At 70.6% G+C, this 21,748-nt stretch carries 16 protein-coding genes; 9 read left to right on the plus strand and 7 right to left on the minus strand.

Going from position 1 to position 21,748, the window contains the following annotated elements; translation table 11 throughout:
* Window positions 1-170 precede the first annotated feature (170 nt).
* Window positions 171-854 (minus strand): TetR/AcrR family transcriptional regulator, encoded by a 684-nt coding sequence (locus ATM97_RS04665; RefSeq protein ID WP_308248374.1) that lies wholly within the window; start codon window positions 852-854, stop codon window positions 171-173.
* A 95-nt stretch (window positions 855-949) separates the two neighbouring features.
* On the opposite strand from ATM97_RS04665, the gene ATM97_RS04670 reads away from it, so the two are divergent.
* Both ATM97_RS04670 and ATM97_RS04675 read left to right on the plus strand, forming a co-directional pair.
* Window positions 950-2,230, plus strand: a complete 1,281-nt coding sequence (locus tag ATM97_RS04670) for a lipase family protein (RefSeq protein WP_218716693.1) — start codon at window positions 950-952, stop codon at window positions 2,228-2,230.
* 37 nt (window positions 2,231-2,267) lie between these two features.
* Window positions 2,268-3,833 (plus strand): AMP-binding protein, encoded by a 1,566-nt coding sequence (locus ATM97_RS04675; protein ID WP_255587026.1) that lies wholly within the window; start codon window positions 2,268-2,270, stop codon window positions 3,831-3,833.
* A gap of 39 nt (window positions 3,834-3,872) precedes the next feature.
* Here the strand turns inward: ATM97_RS04675 and ATM97_RS04680 are convergent, their stop codons facing one another.
* Window positions 3,873-9,686, minus strand: a complete 5,814-nt coding sequence (locus tag ATM97_RS04680) for a non-ribosomal peptide synthetase (RefSeq protein WP_218716694.1) — start codon at window positions 9,684-9,686, stop codon at window positions 3,873-3,875.
* A gap of 155 nt (window positions 9,687-9,841) precedes the next feature.
* On the opposite strand from ATM97_RS04680, the gene ATM97_RS04685 reads away from it, so the two are divergent.
* Entirely contained in the window at window positions 9,842-10,249 is a 408-nt protein-coding gene (locus tag ATM97_RS04685) for a hypothetical protein (RefSeq protein ID WP_218716695.1), read from the plus strand.
* Between the two features lies 1 nt (window position 10,250).
* On the opposite strand, the gene ATM97_RS04690 is transcribed toward ATM97_RS04685, so the two are convergent.
* Together ATM97_RS04690 and nrdF are read right to left on the minus strand one after the other, a co-directional pair.
* Window positions 10,251-11,408, minus strand: coding sequence for an epoxide hydrolase family protein (locus ATM97_RS04690; RefSeq protein ID WP_218716696.1), 1,158 nt, complete (start codon window positions 11,406-11,408; stop codon window positions 10,251-10,253).
* A 113-nt stretch (window positions 11,409-11,521) separates the two neighbouring features.
* Entirely contained in the window at window positions 11,522-12,484 is a 963-nt protein-coding gene (gene nrdF, locus ATM97_RS04695; RefSeq protein WP_019048442.1) for a class 1b ribonucleoside-diphosphate reductase subunit beta, read from the minus strand.
* A gap of 358 nt (window positions 12,485-12,842) precedes the next feature.
* On the opposite strand from nrdF, the gene ATM97_RS04700 reads away from it, so the two are divergent.
* A complete protein-coding gene (locus ATM97_RS04700) occupies window positions 12,843-13,835 on the plus strand; it encodes a hypothetical protein (protein WP_218716697.1) in 993 nt (330 codons plus the stop codon).
* A gap of 126 nt (window positions 13,836-13,961) precedes the next feature.
* Window positions 13,962-14,939, plus strand: coding sequence for a peptidase (locus ATM97_RS04705; RefSeq protein WP_218716698.1), 978 nt, complete (start codon window positions 13,962-13,964; stop codon window positions 14,937-14,939).
* A gap of 40 nt (window positions 14,940-14,979) precedes the next feature.
* On the opposite strand, the gene mgtE is transcribed toward ATM97_RS04705, so the two are convergent.
* Complete coding sequence (mgtE, locus tag ATM97_RS04710; protein WP_218716699.1) at window positions 14,980-16,329, minus strand: magnesium transporter; 1,350 nt, start codon at window positions 16,327-16,329, stop codon at window positions 14,980-14,982.
* Between the two features lie 3 nt (window positions 16,330-16,332).
* Between mgtE and ATM97_RS04715 the strand changes: the two genes are divergently transcribed.
* Entirely contained in the window at window positions 16,333-16,503 is a 171-nt protein-coding gene (locus tag ATM97_RS04715) for a hypothetical protein (RefSeq protein WP_218716700.1), read from the plus strand.
* A gap of 289 nt (window positions 16,504-16,792) precedes the next feature.
* On the opposite strand, the gene ATM97_RS04720 is transcribed toward ATM97_RS04715, so the two are convergent.
* On the minus strand, window positions 16,793-17,374 hold the full coding sequence (locus tag ATM97_RS04720; protein WP_218716701.1) for a TetR/AcrR family transcriptional regulator: 582 nt from the start codon (window positions 17,372-17,374) through the stop codon (window positions 16,793-16,795).
* Window positions 17,375-17,454: 80 nt separating this feature from the next.
* Here ATM97_RS04720 and ATM97_RS04725 point away from each other — a divergent pair, with 80 nt between their 5' ends.
* On the plus strand, window positions 17,455-18,141 hold the full coding sequence (locus ATM97_RS04725) for a DUF899 family protein (RefSeq protein ID WP_218716702.1): 687 nt from the start codon (window positions 17,455-17,457) through the stop codon (window positions 18,139-18,141).
* Here ATM97_RS04725 and ATM97_RS04730 read toward each other — a convergent pair.
* Window positions 18,120-18,653, minus strand: coding sequence for a hypothetical protein (locus ATM97_RS04730; RefSeq protein WP_255587028.1), 534 nt, complete (start codon window positions 18,651-18,653; stop codon window positions 18,120-18,122). The genes ATM97_RS04725 and ATM97_RS04730 overlap by 22 nt on opposite strands.
* 179 nt (window positions 18,654-18,832) lie before the next feature.
* On the opposite strand from ATM97_RS04730, the gene ATM97_RS04735 reads away from it, so the two are divergent.
* Both ATM97_RS04735 and ATM97_RS04740 read left to right on the plus strand, forming a co-directional pair.
* A complete protein-coding gene (locus ATM97_RS04735; protein ID WP_218716703.1) occupies window positions 18,833-19,825 on the plus strand; it encodes an LLM class F420-dependent oxidoreductase in 993 nt (330 codons plus the stop codon).
* Window positions 19,826-20,263: 438 nt separating this feature from the next.
* Complete coding sequence (locus ATM97_RS04740; RefSeq protein ID WP_218716720.1) at window positions 20,264-21,700, plus strand: cellulase family glycosylhydrolase; 1,437 nt, start codon at window positions 20,264-20,266, stop codon at window positions 21,698-21,700.
* Window positions 21,701-21,748: the final 48 nt, after the last annotated feature.

The following is a 21,748-nucleotide window of genomic DNA, read 5'->3' on the forward strand; positions in this document are numbered from 1 at the left end:
CGCCGCACCGCTCTCGCCGGGTCCGGCGCGGTCGGGGCCGCGCCGTCAACGCCCTGCCGTCGCGCCGGCGGCGCCGTCCCGGTCGCGTCGACCACGGAGCGGATCGCCCTCGGCTTCGCGCCGTAACCTCCAGCGCGGCACCCTGATCCGCGACAAGAGGAGTTCCGCGATCAGCGACCGGCGTATTTTTCGGCGGCGGCCGCCAACCCCAGGTGCACGATGTCGGTGAAGGTCGTGAGATCGCGGATGAGGGTGTCGATTTCGCCGGTGGTGCCCGCCGCGGTCTGGTGCAACCAGTCGGCGACGGTGTCGAACAGGCCGCCGATCGTGGAGACGGCGAGGGCGTGCAGGTCGATGCCGATGCCCGCGGCGGGGACGAACTCGTATTCGCGCCACAGGGTTTCGAGGAACTGGGCGGCCCAGCGGCGGTTCGTGCGGCGCTGCTGTTCGACCTTGGCGGAGATGCCGCTGGCCTCCCCGAAGGTGACCTGGGCGACGCGGGGATCGTCGACGAGCGAGTGCGCGAAGGCCGCCACCACCACCGACACCACCTCGTCGCGCCCGCCGGTGCACTCGGCCAGCGCGGTGGCGACCTCGGCCTGGGCGCGTTCGCTGAGCTGCTGGAGCAGGGCCAGGTAGCAGGACTCCTTGCTGTCGAACAGTTCGTAGAAGGCCTTGTTGCCGACGAAGGCGGTCTGACAGATCTGCTCGATCGCCGTGTTGACGTAGCCGTCGACGGCGATGAGCTCGAACGCGGCGGCCAGGATCTGCTCACGCCGGCGGGCGCGGCGCTGCTCGGCGTCCAGACCCTGGATGCGCCGGGAGCGAACGGGACTCTTCTCGGTCGACGTCACGCAGCTCAGCCTACCGATCGCGCAATATGAACAAGAACTCTTGTTACTAACAAGAGAACCTGCTGTAATCAGCATCACCTACCGAAGGAGATGCCATGCAGCGCAGCACGGCCACCCACCGATCCCGACGCCTCGGCGCCCCCGCCCTGCTGGCCGCCGCCGTGCTGGCGATGACCGCCGGTCCCGCCGTGGCCGAGGATTTCCAGCTCCCCCCGTTGCCGAACGAGGCCCAGGTGTATCCGGCGGTCGTACCGCTGCCGACCCCGCAGCAGGACCCCTGGTACGACGACCCGGCCGATATCGCGGCCTACGCCAACGGCGAGGTGATCCGCACCCGCGTCGTACAGACCTACGCGCTCGGCATCCCGGTCCCGGTGCACACCACCCAGCTCCTGTTCCGCAGCACCGACGCCCGCGACAACCCGATCGCCACCGCGACCACCGTGCTGATGCCGGGCATCCCGTGGCTGGGTCCCGGTGCGCGCCCGCTGATCTCGTACCAGGAGGCGATCGACAGCCTCGGCAGGCAGTGCAATCCGTCGTACACGCTGCGGGCGGGCATCCAGAAGGAGGTCGCGCTGATCGGCCAGTTCCTGGCCGCGGGCGCGGCGGTGGTGGTCACCGACTTCGACGGCAAGCGCAACACGATCATGTCCCCGAGCGAGGGCCGGATGGTGCTCGACGGCATCCGGGCCGCCCAGCGCGGCGGACTCGGTCTCGAGGCGTCGCCGGTGGGCCTGTGGGGGTACTCCGGCGGCGGCAACGCCTCGGCGTCGGCCGCCGAACAGCACCGCGGCTACGCGCCCGAGCTCGCGCTGCGCGCCAGCGCCCAGGGCGGTATCCCCGGCGACAAGGTCGCGATCGCGCCGTTCGCCATCTCGGGCACCCAGCCGCAGGCCAACTTCACCGGCTGGCTGGCCATTCTCGGGCTGGCTCGCGAATACCCCGAGTTCGATCAGGCCCTGCAGACCTACCTGACGCCGGAGGGCAAGCAGGTCGCCCGCGATCTGGCGGACCGCTGCCTCTACACCGCGGTCGGCTCCACACTGCTGCGCCCGGTCGCCGACTACCTGACCGACCCGGCCGCCGCGCTGGCCGCCGCCCACGAGGGATTGGCAGCGGCGAGCTTCGGCCGTCCCGAGAACACCCCGGACATCCCGCTGCTCATGTGGCATTCGACCACCGATCAGCTGCTGCCCGCCGAACTGGCCATCGACGAGATCGCCGCCGCCTACTGCGCGCGCGGGGTGAACATGCGCATGTTCCGGGTGCCGATGTCGGAGCACATCAGCGCCGAGATCGTCCCCGAGCTCGGCACCGTCGCCTGGCTGCTGGCGGTCACCGCCGGTGCCGACCCGGGGCCGACGCTGTGCTGAGCCGATCCACGTCCACTCGCCCCCAGGGAGATCCACCATGAGCCCATCGACCTGGACGCACACCGCGTCGACCATGGCGCGCCAGCTGCGCGCCATGCAGCGTGCCGGACTGATCGATCTGCGGCGCCCCGATCGACTCGTCCACACCGCTCGCGCGATGCGCGTCTACGGCCCGATCGCCGGCGGCATCCTGACCTCGGCCAGGCGCACCCCGGACCGGATCGCGCTGGTCGATGGCGCACATCGGATCAGCTACGGCGACCTCGACCGACGTACCGACGCGATCGCCGCCCGCTGGCACGCCGAGGGCGTCACCGCGCGCGACACCATCGGCGTGCTCTGCCCCGACGGACTGCGCCTGGTGCAGACCATGGCCGCCGCGGCGAAACTCGGCGCGCGACTGGTGCTGCTCAACACCGGGTTCGGTGCTGCGCAGTTGCGGGATGTGCTGTCCAGGGAAAAGGTCGCGGCGCTGGTCCTGGACCCGAGTCTGGCCGCGCTCGCCGACACGCTCCCCGAGGGGGTGGTCCTGCTCGACACCGAGGGCCCCGAGACCGGGGCGCGGGCGCCCGTTCCAGCCGAGCAGGGCGGTTTCGTCCTGCTCACCGGCGGCACCACCGGAACACCCAAAGGCGCGCCACGTCGGGTCGAATCGCCTTTGGCGGGCGCGCAATTCGTCGACCGGGTGCCGCTGCGGCGCGGGCAGACGGTGCTGCTGTGCGCTCCGCTGTTCCACGGTACCGCGCTGTCCCAGTTCATCCTGTCGCTGAATCTGGGCTCGACGATCGTGCTGCACGGCAAGTTCGACGCCCGCCGCGCCCTGGACCAGATCGCCGAACACCGCGCCGACATGATCGTGCTCGTCCCGACGATGCTGCGCCGCATCCTCGATCTGGGCCCGGAAACGCTGTCCGCCACCGACACCAATTCGCTGCGGATCGTGTTCACCGCGGGTGCCGCGCTCCCGTCGGCCCTGGGCAGCAGGGCGATCGAGGTCTTCGGCCCGGTGATCTACAACTTCTACGGCTGCACCGAGACCGGCACCGCCACCGTCGCCACGCCACAGGACTGGCTCGCCGCGCCGGGCACGGTCGGCCGGGCGCCGGTCGGGATCACGGTGGCGCTCTACGACGGCGACACCAGGGTGACCACCCCGGGCGCGGTCGGCACCGTGTATGTCGGCAACTCGATCGCCTTCCACGGGTACTCCGGTGGGGGTTCCAAACAGCTCAGGGGCGGGTTGATGAGCACCGGCGACCTGGGCCACTTCGATACCGCGGGCAGGCTTTTCATCGACGGACGCGACGACGACATGATCGTCTCCGGCGGCGAGAACGTCTTCCCCGGCGAGATCGAGGACCTGCTCTACCGGCACCCTGCCGTGACCGAGGCCGCGGTGATCGGGGTGCCCGACGAGGAGTTCGGGCAGCGGCTGGCCGCGTTCGTGGTCCGGGCGGGCGAGCTCGACGCCGACGCCGTCCGCACCTACGTGAAGTCGCGTCTGGCCCGGTTCAAAGCCCCGCGCGATGTGGTGTTCGTCGACGAACTCCCGCGCACGCCGACCGGCAAGATCGACCGCATCGGCCTGGCGGCACTGCGCTGAGCAGGTGGCGGCGACGAGGGGTCGCCGCCACCGTGGGACTCATGCGCGGTCGAGTGCGGCGGCCAGCACGGGTCCGATGGTGGTCAGGGCGCTCGGGCCGGTGATGTCCCAGTGGGTGGCGTCGACGGCGACATCGCGGATCTCGCCGTCGATGTGGTCGCGCCACGCCCCCGCGGCCCGGCCCGCGCCGCGGTCGTCGCGGCCCGCGGTGAAGAACAGCAGGTCGCCGTGGAAGACACGGGGGCGGTGCGCCGCGCCGATGACCTGAGCGTGCAGGATGCCCGCGAAGATCCGGTGTACCCGCTCGGCGGTCAGTTCCGTGAACGGTCCGGGCAGCTCGGCCACCAGTGCGACCGCGTCGTCGGGCGTGAATTCGCCGATGGGCGTGACCAACTCGTGGTCGGTACCGAACTGACCGAGCAGATCACCGACCGTCACCGGTGTCTGGCTGCGGTATTCGACGTCCCCGACGAAGGAGTCCAGCATGGCCAGTACCGTCACCCGCTCGCCCAGGTCCTGCAAGCGCACGGCCATGGCGTGGGCGATGACCCCGCCGACGCACCAGCCCAGCAGCCGGTACGGCCCGTGCGGCTGGACGGCCCTGATCCGCGCCACGTAGTCGGCGGCGAGCGCGTCCAGCGACTCCGGCAGCGGCGCCTCCTCGGCGATGGCCGGTGCCTGCAATCCATAGACCGGGCAGTCGAGTTCGCCGGTCAGCCCGGCGAAACTCCAGGCCAAACCGACCACCGGATGCACGCAGAACAGCGGTGCGCCGCGCCCCTGCCCGCGCAGAGCGAGCACCGGTGTCAGCAGGGAGACGTCCTCGCCCGCCGTGTTCTCGGCGATGCGGCGGGCCAAGCCTGCCGGGGTGGGGTCGGTGAACAGCCACAGCAGCGGGAGGTCGGTGGCCAGCTCGGCCCGCAGACGCGCCACCACGCGGGTGGCGACCATCGAGTTGCCGCCGAGATCGAAGAACGAGTCGTCGGCGCCGACCCGGTCGCGGCCGAGGAGTTCGGCGTACACGGCGGCGACGCACTGTTCGACGGCGCCCGCCGGGGCACGGTAGGCGGCCGAACCGAACTCCGGGCTCGGCAGCGACGTGAGCGCGAGCTTGCCGTTCGCCGTCAGCGGCAGACTGTCGATGACGACGACCGCCGCCGGAATCTGATGCTCCGGCAGCCGGTCTCGCAGCTGGGCGCGGACCTCGGGGCCGCTGATCGCCTCACCGCCGCCGGGCACGACGTAGCCGATCAGCTGTCGTCCGGTCGCCGGATCGTCGCGCACCACCACGACCGCGGCGCCGATCCCCGGGCACTCCAGCAGCGCCACCTCGACCTCGGCCGGTTCGATGCGGTAGCCGCGGATCTTCACCTGGCGGTCCGCGCGACCGAAGTGCTCGAGCGTGCCCGCGCGAGTCCAGCGGCCGAGATCGCCCGAGCGATACAGGATGCCGCCCGCCACCGCGGGATCCGCGATGTAGCGGGTGGCGGTGAGGCCGGGCCGGTGCAGATAGCCCCGGGTCACCTGGGCACCGCCGACGTAGATCTCGCCCAGGACGCCGGTCGGCACCGGCCGCAGCCGATCGTCGAGCACCCGCACGACGAGCCCGTCGAACGGTCGGCCGACCGGGCTGCCCGCGCGATCGTGCGCGCCGGCGGCGAGGGTCGTGTGGGTGACGTGCACGGTGGTCTCGGTGATGCCGAACATGTTGACCAGCTCGGGTCCGCCCGTGCCGTGCCGGTCGTACCAGGCGGCGAGTCGGCGCGGGTCGAGCGCCTCGCCGCCGAAGACGATGCGCCGCAGAGACAGTGGTGGAGCACCCGTGGCCCGTGCGTCGGCGTCGTCCAGCCCGGCGAAGGCCGACGGGGTCTGGCCGAGGATCGAGACCTGTTCGCGCACCAGGAGTTCCCGCAGGTGCTCGGGTGAGCGCGCGGTGTCCTGGTCCACCACCACCAGGGCCGCCCCGGTGGTGAGCGCACCCCACAGCTCCCACACCGAGAAGTCGAAGGCCGTCGCGTGGAACAGGGCCCAGACATCGGTGGACCGGGTCGACAGCACCCGCCGGGTCCGGTCGAGCATGGCGACGACCTCGCGATGTTGCACCGCGACGCCTTTCGGTGTGCCGGTCGTCCCGGAGGTATAGATCACGTAGGCGAGATTCGCCGCGTGGATCGTGCCGTCCGTTCCTGTGGCGAGCCGAGGCTGTGACCCGCGCACCGCGTCGGGCTCGCGCCGCGCACCGGTCGGCCGCCGATCTTCGGCGTCGACGTGCGCGGGGTGGGTGACACGATAGGCCGAGAGTGCTCGCGGCTCAGACGTATCCGACGAGGCGTCCCCACCGGACGTGCGGTGCGGCGGGCCTGGGTCGGTGTGACGGACCACGAGCCCTTCGGCGATCACGCACACCGGTCGCGCGTCGGCCAGCAGGTAGTCGATCCGCTCGCGGGGGTTCCCTGGGTCGAGGGGAACGTAGGCCGCGCCGCTGCGCACCACCGCGACGATCGCCACCACCAGCTCGGCCGAGCGCGGCACCACGACGGCGACCCGTCGCTCCGGCCCCGCCCCGTGCGCCACGAGTTCCCGGGCCAGGGCCGCGCTGCGGTCATCGAGGTCCTGATAGGTGAGGGTGGTCTCCCCCGCGCGCACGGCCACCGCGTGCCGGTGCCGATGCGCGGCGACGTCGAACAGATCGCGCAGCGTGCGGTGGTCGAGGCGGGTCACGACGGGTGCCGGCGCCGGGTCGACCAGCACGATGTCACCGACCGTCCGTCCCGGTTCGGCGGCGACCGCGCGGGCGATGCGCTCGATCGTCTCGGCGAACCGGGCGATGGTGTCGCGGTCGAACAGGTCGGTCGCGTAGGTGAGCGCCAGGCCCACGGTGTCGGCCGTCGGGTTCGACATCGTCAGCTGGAGGTCGAATTTCGCCGGTGTCGCGGTCGGCGCGACCGGTTCGACAACGAGCCCGCCGAGGTCGGCTCCGACCGCCTCGACCCGGGTCTCGGCGGTGAGCACGACCTGGAACAGCGGATGGTGGGCCCGGGTGCGCGGCGGATCGAGCGCCTCGACGACCCGTTCGAACGGAATGTCGGCGTTGGCCAGCGCGCCGAGGTCGATATCGCGGACCCGGGTGAGCAGCGCGGTGAAGGACTGCGCGAGATCGACGCTCGTGCGCAGCACCACCATCGCGACGAACATGCCGACGAGGTCGTCCAGTTCGGGGCCACCGCGCCCGGCCACCGGCGTGCCGATGGCGATATCGGTGCCAGCGCCCGATCGGGCCAGCGCGACCGCGAGCACGGCATGCACCACCATGAACTGGGTCGCGCCGTGCGCCACCGCGATCCGGCGCAGGGCGGCGGTGAGCTCGGCGTCGAGGGTGACCTCGTACAGCGCGCCGCGTCCGGAGGCCACCGGCGGGTGCGGACGGTCGACGGGCAGGGCCAGCCGGGGCGCCAGCCCGGACAGCCGAGCCCGCCAGTACCGCAGTTGACTGTCGAAGGTCGCCGCACCGGCGGGATCTGCCGACCACTCCTGGTGTGCCAGTGCGTAATCGGCGTAGGTGACGGGCAGCGGCGGCAGTTCCGGCGCCGAGTGCCGGAGCCGCGCGGCGTACGCGCCGAGCAGATCCCGCAGCAGGGGGCCCAGCGACCAGCCGTCGGCGCTGATGTGGTGCACGACCACGGTCAGCGCATGGTCGTGGTCATCGAGCCTGAACAGCCTGGTGCGCAGCGGCAGGTCGACGGTGAGATCGAAACCGGCCGTAGCGAATTCGGCCACCATGTCCATGATTTCCGTGGAGCGCACCGGCACCGGGGTGAGGGTGGTGCGCGCGTGATCGATCGGGACGATGTGCTGAATACCGACGCCGTCCCGATCGGGGTAGCGGGTGCGCAGTGGTTCGTGCCGCGCGACCACATCGTCGAGGGCGGCGCGCAGCACGTCGATCGACAGCGGCCCACGCAGCCGCACCGTCAGCGCGATATTGTCCGCCGGCGAACGGTGGTCGATCCGGTTGAGCACCCACAGACGCTGCTGGGCAGGCGCCAGCGGCACCGGCTCCGGCCGGGCGCGCCGGGTCACCGGCGGTCGCGGCGCCGCCTGCGCCAGGTGGCGGATCGCGACGGCGAGCCGGGCCACCGTCGGTGCGTCGAACACGGTGCGCACCGGGATCTGCTTGCCGGTCGCCGCGCCGAGGCGCGCCCCGAGCTGGGCGGCGAGCAGCGAGTTCCCGCCGAGGGCGAAGAAGTCGTCCTGGGCGGCGACCGAGTCCACGCCCAGCAGGCCGGCCATGACCGTGCCGATCAGCCGCTCGACCGAATCCGTCGGCGCCGCACCGCCTCGGGAGGCGAACACCGGGGCGGGCAGCGCGGCGCGGTCGACCTTGCCCACCGGCGTCAACGGCAGCTCGTCGAGCACGATCACGGTCGCGGGCACCGCGTGCGCGGCGAGTCTGCTCCGCGCGAATGTCAGCAGCGCGCCGGTGTCGACGGCCCGACCCGGCTCGGCCGTCACGTAACTCACCGGCACCCGCGCCCCCGCCGGGGTCTCCCACCCGGTGGTGATCGCCGAGCGGACCGCATCATGGCCGGTCAGGACGGCGTCGATCTCGCCCGGCTCGACGCGGACGCCGAGCACCTTGAGCTGGAAGTCGGTGCGGCCGAGGAACTCCAGGGCCGCCGCGTCACCGCGATGCGCGCGGACCAGATCACCCGTGCGGTACATCCGGGCGCCGGGCCGGCCGAAGGGATCGGCCACGAAGCGCGTCGCCGACGTCCCCGGCCTGCGCCGGTACCCGCGCGCCACACCGGGGCCGGTCAGGTAGAGCTCACCGGGCTCGCCGGGTGGCACGGGACGCAGGCGATCGTCCAGGATCATCGCCGACCAACCGTCGAACACCGTCCCGAGCACCACCGGCTCACCCGCGGACAGCGTTGTCGCGGTGACGAAGATCGTCGTCTCGGTCGGGCCGTAGGCGTTGACGTAGATCCGCCCCGGCGCCCATCGCGCCACCAGCGCCGGGTCCGAGACGTCACCGCCGACCACCAGCCCGCGCAGTGTCCCGTGGCGCGCCGGGTCGAGGGTGGCCAGCACCCCGGGGGTGAGCACGGCGTGGGTGACCGCCCGGTCGGCGATGAGCTCGTCGAGTTCACCACCACCGGTGATCTCCGGCGGCACGATGACCGCCGTCGCCCGGTGCGCGCACGTCAGCATCAGCTCGAGCACGAACAGGTCGAAACCCGGTGAGCTGACCTGCAAAACACGCGCCCGCTCGAACGAGCCGAGCCGCGCCGACACCGCCGCGACCAGCGTCGCGAGCCCGCGGTGGGTCACGGCGACCGACTTCGGCGCCCCGGTCGAGCCGGAGGTGTAGAGGACATAGGCGAGCTGGTCCAGGTGTGTCGGCGCGACCCGGTCGGCCTCGGTGAGCGGCGCCGGATCATGGCGCGCGCACCGCCGCGCGAAGTCGGGGTCGTCGAGCACCAGCCAGGTGATCCAGGTCGGCAGCTCGGCGAGTATCGACCGGGTGGTGATGCCGATGGTGGCGGCGGCATCGGCCAGCAGGTAGCGGCGCCGGGCCTGCGGCTGGCGCAGGTCCACCGGCAGGACGGCCGCACCGGTCGCGGCCACCGCCCACACCGCGCGCACCAGCTCCGCCGAGCGCGGCAGGGCCAGCACCACCACGGACTCGGGGCCGACCGCGTGCGTGATCAGCTCCCTGGCGAGCCGATGCGCCGCACCGGACAGGGTCGCGTAGGTCCAGCTCTCGTCGCCGTCGACGACGGCGATCCCCGCACCGGATCCGCCGCGATCGAGGATGTCACCGAGGGTGGCCTGTGGTCCGATCGCGGTCATGCTCCGATTAGATCGGCAACCGGATAGATCGGAAAACCCCGATTTCCATGGGCAAACCGCAGGTAGCAGCGTGATTGCTATCATGGCGGGCAGTGATCCATGACGTCGCGCCGTCTCGGCGCCGTTGCTCCGTCGCCGCTGTACGAGGAGGAAACATGGCTCAGGATTCCGAGGGTGCACCGATCCCGCCCGCGTCCGACAACGCCGCCGATCTGGACCTGCCGTGGGCCCCGCGCGACCATCCGTGGAGCGGACACCGCGCCGAGCACGACGCGCTCGAATGGGCCAAGGGCGATCCTCGGAAGCTGGCCGGAATCTATCTGTACCGGCAGCCCGGCGGTAACCCGGCGACCGAGGCCGACTACAAGTTCCCGGTCGCCGACATCATCGACGGACAGCCCACCCGCGTCTTCCACGCCGTCGCCAATGCCGCGGCCCGGCTCGACCAGGCCGATATCCCCGAGGCCGACCGTACCCGGGTCAAACACCGGATCAGCGAGCTGTACCGGGACGCGGCGAAGGCCTTCGACGACCCCGATCTGCGGGCGCCCTGGGATCGCTGAGTCAGCGCAGGCCGCGGAAGAACGCGCGGATGTCGCCGACCAGTAGCTCCGGCGCCTCCATCGCCGCGAAGTGCCCGCCCCGGTCGAACTCCGACCAGTGCACGATGTGGGCATTGCCTTGGGCGTAGCGGCGAATGGCGACGTCCTCGGCGAAGACCGCGACGCCGGTCGGCGTGGTCGACGGGGTGCTCGACCACGAGCGGGTGTGCGTGGCCTCGTAGTACAGGGCGGCCGAGGAACCCGCGGTGCCGGTGAGCCAGTAGAGCATCACATTGGTGAGCAGCCGATCTCGGTCCACGGCCGCCTCCGGGAGTCCGTCGGCCGGGAACGTCCACTCCTTGAACTTCTCCACGATCCACGCGAGCTGACCGATCGGTGAGTCGTGCAGACCGTAGGCGAGGGTCTGCGGCCGGGTCGCCTGGATCCGGAAGTAGCCACTGCCCTCGCCCTTGAACTGCGCGAGCCGGTCGAGCCGGGCCAGTTCGGCCACGGTCATCGTCGCCTTGTCCGCGTCGGTGACCGGCCCGAACGGCAGGAAGCCGACGGTCGCGGCATTGACGTGCACGCCGATCACCCGGTCCCCACCCGCCCGCCCGACCTCGGGGGTGATGAACGCGCCCCAGTCACCACCCTGCGCGCCGAACCGCTGGTAACCGAGCCTGGTCATGAGCTCGACCCAGGCCGCGGCGATCCTGGCCGGATTCCAGCCGGCGTCGGTCACCGGGCCGGAGAACCCGTACCCGGGCAGCGAGGGGATCACCAGATGGAAGGCGTCGTCGGGATCGCCGCCGTGGGCGCCGGGATCGGTGAGCGGCCCGATCACGTCCAGGAATTCGACGACCGACCCCGGCCAGCCGTGCGTGAGCAGCAGCGGTGTCGCGTCGGGCCGGGCCGAGCGCACATGCAGGAAATGGATGCGCTGGCCGTCGATCTCGGTGGTGAACTGCGGGAACGCGTTCAGTTCCGCCTCGGCCGCCCGCCAGTCGTAGGTGGTGCGCCAGTACTCGGCCAGTTCCCGCAGGTACCCCACCGGAACACCGCGGCGCCACTCGGCGCCCGGCTGCTCGGCGGGCCAGCGCGCGTCGGTCAGCCTGCGACGCAGATCGTCCAGGTCGCGCTGGGCGATGTCGATGCGGAAGGGAGTGATCGCGGTGCTCATCCCCGCGACGCTACGGACCGAACGCGATCTCGGGAACACCGTGTTCGCCGCCCACCGGAAATCGGTAGGCGGCGAGGCGGATTCGGCCGCGCGGGCTCAGGACGCGGGTTCGCTCAGAACTCCCAGTCCTCGTCTTCGGTATTGACCGCCTTGCCGATGACGTAGCTGGAACCCGAGCCGGAGAAGAAGTCGTGGTTCTCGTCGGCGTTGGGCGACAGCGCCGACAGGATCGCCGGGTTCACCTCGCACTCGTCCTTCGGGAACAGGCCCTCGTAGCCGAGGTTCATCAGCGCCTTGTTGGCGTTGTAGCGCAGGAACTTCTTGACGTCCTCGGTGAGGCCGACCTCGTCGTAGAGATCCTGGGTGTAGTCGACCTCGTTGTCGTAGAGCTCGAAGAGCAGCTCGAAGGTGTAGTTCTTGAGCTCGTCGCGCTCGGCCTGGGAGACCAGCTCGAGGCCCTTCTGGTACTTGTAGCCGATGTAGTAGCCGTGCACGGCCTCGTCACGGATGATCAGGCGGATCATGTCGGCGGTGTTGGTCAGCTTGGCCCGCGAGGACCAGTGCATCGGCAGGTAGAAGCCGGAGTAGAACAGGAAGCTCTCCAGCAGGGTGGAGGCGACCTTGCGCTTGAGCGGGTCCTCGCCGTTGTAGTACGACAGGACGATCTCGGCCTTGCGCTGCAGGTTGCGGTTCTCCTCCGACCAGCGGAACGCCTCGTCGATCTCCTTCGACGAGCACAGCGTGGAGAAGATGGAGCTGTAGCTCTTGGCGTGCACCGACTCCATGAACGCGATGTTGGTGTACACCGCTTCCTCGTGCGGGGTGAGCGCGTCGGGGATGAGCGAGACCGCGCCGACGGTGCCCTGGATGGTGTCCAGCAGCGTCAGGCCGGTGAAGACCCGCATGGTGAGCTGCTTCTCGTCGGGGGTCAGGGTGTTCCAGGAGGGGATGTCGTTGGACACCGGCACCTTCTCCGGTAGCCAGAAGTTGCCGGTCAGGCGATCCCAGACCTCGGCGTCCTTCTCATCGGGCACCCGATTCCAGTTGATGGCGCTGACCCGATCGATGAGCTTCATTCCGCCTCCACACCTTTCCGCCTGACCGTTGACCCGCACCGCCGCCGTGTACGAGCCCGTTCACCCTGAACACTACTCGTAGTGGGTGACATCTCCCGCCAACACAACAGCTTGTGTTGCAGCGCATCGAACCCCGCCGCTCCGACAGGACACCCGCGCCACACACGCGGCCCCTATTGTGCGGCACGACCGCCGCGGCACCACCATCGCACCGCCCGTGATTCGCCACATACGCGCGCGACCGCGTCCCCGCGTGAATCCGGCCACGCGAGGTGCCTTTGCATTCTCACCGGGCACCCGGCAAACTGCGGCTCGCGTGTCCCCGCACGGACACGCGATCACGACAGGGGGATCCACCATGCTCCGCCGGCTGCTCGGCACCACTGTCGCGGCACTTCGCCCGCGCCGGCTCGTACCGCTGATCGCCGTGGCGCTGACCGTGCTCGCGTGTCAGCGCGCGGGCACCCCGGACACCATGCCGACCGGCGGATTCTGGTCCACCGCAGCGGTTTCCGATCAGGAGAAGGCCACGGTGCTGCGCACGGTGCGGGCGATCGACGTGTGCGCGCTCATCCCGCGCGAGTCGGTGACGGGGCTCGGGACCGTGCGGGATGTGGAGAACGTGCACCCGAACCAGTGCCGGATGGGGATCGCGGTCGACGGGCACCTCACCGGGATCGACGCGACCTGGACCACCGGGGTGATGTTCTCCGGCGAACCGACCATGGACGCGCCGGTGACCGAGCAGGCCATGGGCGATGTGCGGGTCCTGTTCGACGACGAGCCGTCCGGCTCGGCCGACCCGCAGGTGCGCGGCAGCTGCCAGGTGTGGGCGCGGTTCGTCGCGGGCGCCGATCTGTCGATGAGCGTGCGGGCGCCGAAGGACGCGTGCGCCACCGCCGAGGCTCTGATGCGGATCGCGCTGAGCGAATGGCGCACGGAGCCGGCGCAGGGCAGCTCGCCCGATTCGGACCGAACGGTGGTCACCGGCGCCGATCCGTGCGCGGTCGCGCCGCTGCTCGGTATCCGGGTGCCGGTGGCCGATCAGGGCGTCACCACGTGCCGGCTGACCATCGACGGTCACCAGGCCATCATCACCTACGACTACAACGAGGAACGCTCGATCACCGACGACACCCCCGCCTTCACCGTGGGCGCGCGGCAGGTCTACCGATTCGACGCACCCGCCGCGCAGTCCGGCATCGCCTCGCTGACCGCGATCGTCGGCCCCACCATGGCGGCGGGCCCCACCGACGCGCTGCTCGGCCCCCGCGTGCCGACGGTCTCGGTCACCGCCGATTCGGGCGCCGCCGAGAAGATCATGCGCGAGACGCTGCCGCTGCTGAACTGACTCGCACCCGGTCACAACGTTCTGGGAACGACCGACGCGAGTTGTTTGCGGCCTGGTTGCCCCGGCGGGCAGACTCGATGGTCGGGCGCGCGTCCGAGCCCGGATCCGTCGAGGACAGGGGTGCTGATGGACCGCAGGTTGGCGCTGGCCGCTGTCGCGTTGCTCGTCTGCGCCGGCTGCGGCGGCGACGACTCGGCGCCCGACCACGAGAAGTTGCCGCCGCTCCCGCCGCCGGTGATGCCCGCTCCACCGCCGGAGTTCTGGTCGCAGGTCCCACGGGATCAGGCCGGGCGGGACGCGGTCGCCCAGGCGACCCGACAGGTCGACGTCTGCGCCGTGTTGCCCCGCGAGACCTTGGCACCGCTGGGCGACATCACCGGTGTGACCGTCGGCTTGGACTCGTGCCGGGCGATCCTGGGCAGCACCACCTCCGGCGAGGGCACCACCCTCACCTGGCACGCCACCCTGCTGCCGGGCCTGACCCCGAGCGCCCGGGGCGTGACCGAGCAGCTCGGTGACGTGACCGTGCGCTCGGTTCCCGACCGCGACGCGGGCGAGCCCCGCTCGTGCGGCGCGACCGCCCACTTCCCCTCCGGCGCCGCGTTCTACCTCGGCCTGTCGACACCGCCGGGGAAGAATCCGTGCACCGTCGCCGACGAGCTGGTCCCCGGCATGATCGACCGCTGGCGGCAATCGCCACCCCAGGGCACCTCCCCCGACACCGTGCCGACCGTGTTGCTCGGCGCCGATCCGTGCACGGTCCGCACGAAACTCGCCGACACCGTCCCCGACGACGAACAGCGTCTCACCCAATGCCTGTTCGGTTACCGCGGCGAGAAGATCACCGTCGGCTACGAGTACCGGGTACCCGCTTACCTCGCCGCCAACAGCACCGAGGAACACATCGACGGCCGCGTCGTGCACCGCTCGGTCTCGGTCTACGACAACCGGATTCCGATCTACACCGCCGCCGTCGGCCCCGAGCTTCCGGCCGAATCCACCGCCTTCGGCCGCCGCATCCCGATCGTGGAGGTCGTCGCCGCCACCGACGACGTCGCCCGAGACGTGATGGCGCGCGCCCTCACCTTGTTCCCCCAGGGCTGACGGCGACCCGGGGCCCCTGGTCGCCGCGGCCCGGATCGGGTCAGATGCCGAGGACGAGCTTGGCGGTGGTGAAGTAGATGATCAGGCCGGTGGCGTCGACCAGGGTGGTGACCATCGGGGCCGAGACCACGGCGGGGTCGATGCGGAACTTCTTGGCCAGCAACGGCATCGTGCCGCCGATGGTGGCGGCCCAGCCGCAGATGATGACCAGGGTGATGGCGACGACGACGGCGATCTTGGGGCCGACGAACAGCGTGCCGATCAGCAGGCCGGCCGCGGCGAGCATGCTGCCGAGCACCAGGCCGACCCGGCATTCCCGCCAGATCACCTTGAACAGGTCCGACACCCGCACCTCGCCGACGGCCAGGGCGCGCACACACGCCGTCGCGGCCTGCGCGCCCGCATTGCCGCCCGCGCCGATCAGCAGCGGGATGAACAGCGCCAGGCTGGCCGCCTGCTCGAGCGTGGTGGAGAAGACGTCGGTGACGCTGACGGTCAGTGTGGCGGCGAACAACAGCAGCATCAGCCACAGCGCCCGGTAGCGCGCCAGCTGGAACACCTTGGCGGCCATGTAATGGCCCTCCCACGGCGCCGAACCGGCCTGCTTGGCCACGTCCTCGCTGTCGGCGGCCTCGAGCACCTCCATCGCGTCATCGATGGTGAGCAGCCCGACGACCCGGTCCTCGCTGTCGACGACGACCAGGTTGATGTCGTTGGTGGAACTCATCAGGCGCGCGGCCTTCTCGGCGGAGTCGGTGGCCCGCGCGAACGCCGGTTCGGTGACGACCAGCTCCGACACCATCGCGTCCGGCGCATGCAGGACCAGCTCGCGCAGTTCGACGATGCCGGTGAGCCGACGACCACAGTCGACGACCGGCAGGGTGTACACCGTCTCGGCGTTGCCGCCCTTGGCGCGCACCCAGGCCAGCGCCTGCGCGACGGTCAGATTATCCGGCAGCGCGACGACTTCCGGCGTCATGTACAGCCCGACCGAGCCCTCCGGGTAGCCCAGCAGCGCGGCGGTCATCCGGCGCTCGCGCGGGCTCAGCCCGGCCAGCACCTTCTTGGCGACCTTGGCGGGCGCCTCGTGCAGCATGCGGGCGCGGTCGTCGGGGTCCATCGCCTCGACCAGATCGCGAAAGCTCTTCTCGCGCAGGCCCTGCAGGATCTGCTGCTGGTCGACCGGCTCGAGTTCCTCGAACACGGTGATCGCGCGATCCTTGTCGAGCAGCCGGAACACGACGCCCGCCTGCACGGCGTCCATCCGGGCCAGCGCGTCGGCGATGACATGCGGCGGGCGGTTGTCGAGCCACTCCATGGCGCCGTCGACCCGGTGGGTCTCGACGAGGTGGCGCACCGATTCCGACAGAATCTCCAGCGCCTCGGTCACCGAATGATCATCGGCGCCGGAGCGGTGGTGCTGCTGCGGCGAATCCGCTTCCGGCACAGCGGAATCGGCGGCTACGTGACGGGCTTCGACGAGGTCGATCTGCGACATGGGAGAGTCCTCTGGCGCGACAGCGCGCATGCCTGCGGCCTGGCCGCGGGGATGCTACGTGAGTGAATCGGGAGACGGTGTTGTCCACCGCGGGCGTCCACCGCCACAGCCGTCACGCACAGCCGAAGGAAATCAACCGGGAATCAGCGAGAGAGCGAAGGGGCGACGCCGCGCGGCCTTCGACTGGGGGGTTCGCTGCGCATCGCAACACCACCTCCTCGTCGTCGCTGCAGGCCATCGCCAGTGCAGATCGCTCGGAGTACCCACCCGGGCACACCCTTCCACCTGCAGGGTACATGCGGAGCCCAGACGTTTCATCTTTACACCGACGTACCACTGGTCACAGTGACCTCGATCACATCGCGGGCGGCAATCCGGCGACCACCGTGTCGACCGCCTGCTCGGCAAGGCGCCACACCTCGGCGCGATCGAGATGGCGCAGCGGCCCCCGCAACGCCAGCTCGGCGAAGCCGTGCACGGTGGACCAGCAGCTCCAGGTCGCCGCCGGACGAGCGGCGGGCGCCAGATCACCGACGTGGACCATCATGTCGAGCGCGTCGGCGAGGGCCAGGTAGGCGGGCGAGTCGAGCACCGACTCCGGCGAGGTGTCGCCCGCGCCGAAGAACGCGACGGCGAACCAGCCCGGCTCGGCCAGCGCGAAGGCGATATAGCCGAGGCCGACGGCGCGCAGGCTGTCGCGCGGGGTGGCCAGGCGCCGGTCGGTGGCCATCCCGGTCGCCATCGCGGCCTCGATCGCCGCCGACACCGCGCGCAGCAGCGCCTGCCGGTCCGGAAAGTGCCGGTAGGCGGCGTTCGGCGTGACGCCGACCCGGCGGGTGACCTCGCGGATCGTCAGCGCGTCGGGACCACCGGCCCGGGTGAGCTCCAGCCCGGCCTCGACGAGCGCGGCGGCGAGATCGCCGTGGTGATACGCCAACCCTTGAGCTCCCTCCGACCGAAGTGTACGGTGTGAACATATCAAATGTGCACGCCGTACACATTCAAGGAGTGGCCCTCATGACCGCATTGCCGACCATCGTCGATCGCGACACCTGGCAGGCCGAGCTCGACAAGCTCCGGATCAGAGAGAAGGCCGCGACGCGCGAACTCGACGCCGTCGCCGCGCAGCGACGGCGCCTGCCCGCCGTCGAACTGCCCCCGTACACGCTCGAAGCCGAAGACGGGAGCGCTGTTCCGCTCGCCGAGGTCTTCGACGGGAAGTCCCAGCTGATCACCTATCACCACATGTGGACCGACGGAAACACCTGGCAGTGCCCCGGCTGCACCGGCCTCACCGCGCAGTACGCCCGGCTGGACTTCCTCGCCGCCTACGACGCGCGCTTCGTCATCGTGACCCAGGGCCCGATCGAGGAGGCTCTCGCCTACAAGCGCCGCGTCGGCAACACGATGACGTGGTACTCCACCCATGACAGCCCGTTCGGCGCCGACATGGGCGCGGGCCCGGGCGCGGGCTTCGCGGTCAACACCTTCCTGCGCGACGGCGACACCGTCTACCGCAGCTGGCACACCGACGGCCGCGGCACCGAACAGCTCGCCTACACCTTCGGCCTGATCGACGCGCTCCCCTACGGCAGGCAGGAGGAATGGCAGGACAGCCCCGAGGGCTGGCCGCAGTCACCGACCTACAGCCGCTGGCCCAGCTCCCAGGACATCGCCGCCTCCTACGGCGACCCGAACGTCTGACCCGCCGCGTAGAGATCCGCGCGGATCACCCGCTCGACCGCGGGCCAGTCCGGCGTGTGACACAGCCAGTCCGGCGCGGGCGCGGCCTGCGCGCCGAACAGGTACAGCCGCGGCACCAGCCCGCGCAGCGCCGCGTGCACGTCGAGGCGGTCGTCGATCATGTGAGTGATGCCCAATTCCGCGCAGTGCGGCGCCTTGTCGGCGCGGGTGCGACAGAACCGCAGGTGCTCGCGCGGGATGCCGGTGCGCGCGGCGAAATCGTGGTGATCGAGCCACTGCCTGGTGCGTTCCTCGATCCGCGGGCCGCATTTGGAGATCACCCAGGCGTTGCCGCCGAAGCGGGTCACCAGGCGGGCCAGCGCGTCGAAGGCGTGCGGAGTGGGCGGGGTGCTCATCGCCTCGGCGAAGCCGCCGGACAGGAAGACCGTGTCCGCGGCACCCGGCGCGAGCGCCGCCCCCTGGATGACCCGGCCGAAGTCCACGCCGAGGCGTGGTTGTCGCATATCGTTCATACGGCTCTCAGCATGCCCGCCCGCGACGGCCCCGCCAAGCGAATAACCGCCGGTCCGGGATTCAGCGCGCCGAGCGTTCAATAGTTGCCTCGGTGCGCGGCAGTGGGAAAAGTGGGCAGGGCAGCCGCGGTGCGAGGCGCCGCGACCTCCGGCTCGATCATCACACTGAGGAGAATCACGTGCGCTTCGGCATCTTCGTCCCCCAGGGCTGGCGGCTCGACCTGGTCGGTATCGAACCGGCGGACCAGTGGGCGGTGATGCGCGAGCTCGCCCAGCGGTTCGATACGGGCACCGACTGGGAATCCCTCTGGGTCTACGACCACTTCCACACCGTGCCGGTGCCGACCAACGAGGCCACCCACGAGGCGTGGACCCTGATGTCGGCGTTCGCGGCCAGCACCTCCCGCGTGCGGCTCGGGCAGATGTGTACCGCCATGAGCTACCGCAACCCCGCCTACCTGGCCAAGGTGGCCGCCACCGTCGACCTGATCTCGGGCGGCCGGGTGGAGATGGGCATCGGCGGCGGGTGGTACGAACACGAGTGGCGCGCTTACGGTTACGGCTTCCCGCCGGCCGGTGAGCGACTCGGCCGCCTGGACGAGGGTGTGCAGATCTTCCGGCAGGCCTGGCGGACCGGCCGGGCCACCCTCGACGGGAAGTACTACCAGGTCGACGATGCGATCGTGCACCCGAAGCCGTTGCAGGAGAACGGCATTCCGATCTGGATCGCCGGCGGCGGCGAGAAGAAGACGCTGCGGATCGCCGCGACGTACGCCGATTACACCAACTTCAGTGGCGAACCGGCGGAATTCACCCGCAAGTCGGAGATCCTGCGCCAGCACTGCGCCGAGGTCGGCACCGATTTCGACGCGATCACCCGCAGCGCCAACTTCAACGCCATCATCGGCAGCACCGAATCCGAAGTCCAGGAACGCCTTTCCGCCGTCATCGACCGCTACACCCCGTTCCTGGGCGCCGACGAGGCCAAGGCCCGCGTGCACGAGCAGTTCGACACCAGCGCCGCCGTCGGCACCCCCGAGCAGATCATCGAACGCCTCACCGCCGTCCAGGATCTCGGCCTCGACTACGCCATCTGCAACTTCCCCGAGGCCGCCTACGACACCTCCGGCATCGAACTCTTCGAACGCGAAGTCCTGCCCGCCCTCCGCTGAACCACCCGGGCCCCCGCGATCGCTTCGCCGACCCACAGGAGCGACGCGGGGGCGGATCGAGCTCGCCGCTCCGGCGAGCCGCCCGCACCACCTCGGTCGGTCTCGACATCCCACAGCTGCTCCCCGTCGCCGTGGCGCCCGGTGATGCGCTGGTCGGCGATGTTGCTGACGGTGGTCGTCGCATCGACGGACGCCGCCCCGAGGTCGGTCCCCACCGGGCCCCGACATCTCCTCCGGCCGTGGCGATTCCACTCGTGTGGCCTTGACCACATCGGCAGTCCGACGCTATGGTCTCACGCCAGTACTTGGACGTGCGTTCAGTTGGACGCATGTCTACCAGTGGATCGAGGAACACTGATGGCGAGAGCGGGCATTCGACGGCGGCGAGGGCCGGGGCGATCGCCGAGGTGGGTGGCGGCGTTCGCGCTGGCGATCGGCATGATCGTGAGCGGCGCGATCGCGCCCGCGAGTGCGGAGCCGGGAGTGACACCGCTGCGGGCGCAGGGGGCGGCACTGGTGGACGGATTCGGGCGGACCGTGCTGCTGCACGGAGTGAACACCGTCGACAAGGACGCGCCGTATCTGCAACCCGGTGACGGGTTCGCCCTGAGCGACGACGCGGCGGCGCTGCTCGCCCGGCACGGGTTCAACACCGTGCGGCTCGGGGTGTCCTTCGACGGACTGATGCCGACCGAGGGCGTGGTCGACACGGCCTATCTCGATCGCGTCGAGGCGGTGGTGGATACCCTTGCCGCACAAGGGATCTACACCCTGCTCGACAATCATCAGGACGGGTTGTCGCAGATCTGGGGCGGCAACGGCTTTCCCGAGTGGGCGATCCGGGCCAGGCCGGGCGACGGCGAGCCGAATCCCGGCTTCCCGCTGTACTACCTGATGCCGAGCATGAACGCCGGGTGGGACGAGGTCTGGAACAACACCTACGGCGTCCTCGATCATCTCGGGACCGCCCTCGGCGCCCTCGCCGAGCGGATGAACGGGCGCGCGAGCGTGCTCGGGATCGAACTGCTCAACGAACCCTGGCCCGGCACACCGTTTCTCACCTGCTTCCCGGACGGCTGCCCGGACTTCGACGCCGAGTACCAGCGCGCGCTGCAACGGCTGACCGACGCGGTGCGGGCGCGCAACGGCGCGGTGCCGGTGTTCTGGGAGCCGAACGTGACCTGGAACGAGACGATGCCCAGCCATCTGGGCAAGAATCCGCCGATCACCAGCCCGAACATCGTGTTCTCCCCGCACGACTACTGCATCCCCAGCCAGCTCGCCATCTACCTCGGACTGTCCGAGGAACTGCGGGCGGTGTGCCCGGTGCAGCAGGACAAGACCTGGTCCAACATCGACTCCTTCACCGACCGCACCGACATCCCGACCCTCGTCACCGAATTCGGCGACGGCGACCCGACCGTGTTGCGCAACACCACCGCCCGCGCCGACGAGCGCTTCATCGGCTGGCACTACTGGCATTTCCGCGGCACCGGCGCGGACCCCTTCCACGGTGATCTCGGCCGCAAACTGGTCCGCACCTACCCTCGCGCCACCGCGGGCATCCCGGAGGCGATGGTGTTCGATTCGGCGACCGGCGATTTCGCCTACCGCTACCGGCCGGCAGCCGCGTCGGCCCCGACCGAGATCTATGTCTCCGACCTGGCCCTGCCCGACACCTACGAGGTACAGGTCAGCGGCGGCCGGGTGACCTCGTCGACCGGAGCGCGGGTGGTCACCGTGGAAGCCGACGGCACCGCACCGGTCACCGTCCGCATCCACCGCCCCGGATCGCAGGGTGCCGAGTTGCCCGACGGCAGCGGCACCGGCTCGGCATCGGGCCTGCCACGCATCCTCACCGGTTCGGCGGGGTAGTCGTGTCGTCGCTGCGCCGCCACTTCCCCGGCAGCGCAGCGACGATGC

The sequence above is a fragment of the Nocardia sp. MH4 genome (genome assembly GCF_019266065.1).
GTDB lineage: Bacteria > Actinomycetota > Actinomycetes > Mycobacteriales > Mycobacteriaceae > Nocardia > Nocardia canadensis.